This is a genomic window from Streptomyces composti (genome assembly GCF_012034205.1).
Classification (GTDB): domain Bacteria; phylum Actinomycetota; class Actinomycetes; order Streptomycetales; family Streptomycetaceae; genus Streptomyces; species Streptomyces composti.
The window spans coordinates 1-1,530 of record NZ_JAATEM010000077.1; the positions used below are offsets into that span (position 1 = coordinate 1).

The 1,530-nt window shown below is 72.4% G+C and carries 1 protein-coding gene; it reads right to left on the reverse strand.

The annotated features are described in order from the left end of the window. A partial coding sequence (locus HCJ93_RS29000; protein WP_240968003.1) for a beta-ketoacyl synthase N-terminal-like domain-containing protein occupies nucleotides 1–1,530 on the reverse strand: 1,530 nt, incomplete at both ends.

Here is a 1,530-nt window from a genome sequence, read left to right on the forward strand (position 1 = left end):
AGCAGGCCGGTCCTGGCCGTACGTGGCGAGGAGCGCCTGCGCCTCGATCGGGTCACCCAGAGTGGTACCCGTGCCGTGCGCCTCGACCGCGTCGACCTGGTCGGGGGCGAGACCGGCATTGGCGAGGGCCTGCCGGATCACCCCCTGCTGGGAGGGACCGTTCGGCGCGGTGAGACCGTTACTGGCGCCGTCCTGGTTGACGGCCGTACCCCGGACCACGGCCAGGACCGGATGCCCGTTGCGCCGAGCGTCCGACAGCCGCTCCAGCAGCAGCATGCCGACGCCCTCGCCCCAGCCGGTGCCGTCGGCGGCCTCGGCGAAGGCCTTGACCCGGGCGTCCGGAGCGAGTCCCCGCTGACGGCTGAACTCCACGAACATGCCGGGGTTGGACATGACGGTCGCCCCGCCCGCGAGGGCGAGCGAGCATTCGCCGGAGCGGAGTGACTGCGCGGCCATGTGCAGGGCGACCAGCGAGGACGAGCAGGCGGTGTCGACGGTGACGGCCGGGCCCTCCAGACCCAGGGTGTATGCCACGCGGCCCGACGCCACGCTGGGCGTCGTCCCGGTCAGCACATAGCCTTCGATCTCCTCGGGCGCCTCGTGCAGCCGGGGGCCGTAGTCCTGAGCCGTGGCACCGACGAAGACGCCGGCCTTGCTGCCACGCAGCGACTTCGGGTTGATCCCGGCGCGTTCGAGGGCCTCCCAGGAGGTCTCCAGCAGCAGCCGCTGCTGCGGGTCCATGGCCAGGGCCTCACGCGGCGAGATCCCGAAGAACGCCGGGTCGAAGTCGGCGGCGTCATGGAGGAACCCGCCCTCCCGCGCATACGACGTGCCGGAGCGCTCCGGGTCGGCGTCGTAGAGCGCCTCCAGGTCCCAGCCGCGGTCGGCGGGGAACGGCGACACCGCGTCACCGCCAGCCGCCAGCAGTGCCCACAGCTGCTCGGGCGTCCGTATCCCGCCCGGGAGCCGGCAGCTCATGCCGACGATGACGACCGGGTCGGAGGCGGCGCCGGAGTCCGGGGCAGCCATTGCCTCCGCCTCCGCCTCCTCGCCCCGCGTGCCCACGAGTTCGCCGCGTACGTGTCGTGCCAGCAGCTCCGGGGTGGGGTGGTCGTAGAGCGTGGACGACGGCAGCCGTACGCCGACCGCGCGGCCGAGCGCGGCACAGAACTCCACCGACATCAGCGAGTCGAAGCCGAGCTGCTTGAACGGCGCGTCCGCCGGGACCTGTTCGGGGCTGTCGTGTTCGAGCACGGCTGCGATGTGCCGCCGTACGAGATCCAGCAGCTCCCGGTCCGTCTCCTTCTCCGACATCCAGGCGAAGGAGGCCGCAGGACCGGCCGCCTGCGTCACGGACTCCTCGTCCGCTTCCGCATCGGCTACGTCCCCAAGGAGCCCAGCCGACACGCCGACCGTCTCCTTGAGCCAGTACCGGCGGCGCTGGAAGGCGTACGTCGGCAGGTCGACGCGGTGCGGAGCCGACAGGCCCAGATCAGCGAGTACGTCCTGCCAGGCGATCTCCGCCCCCGA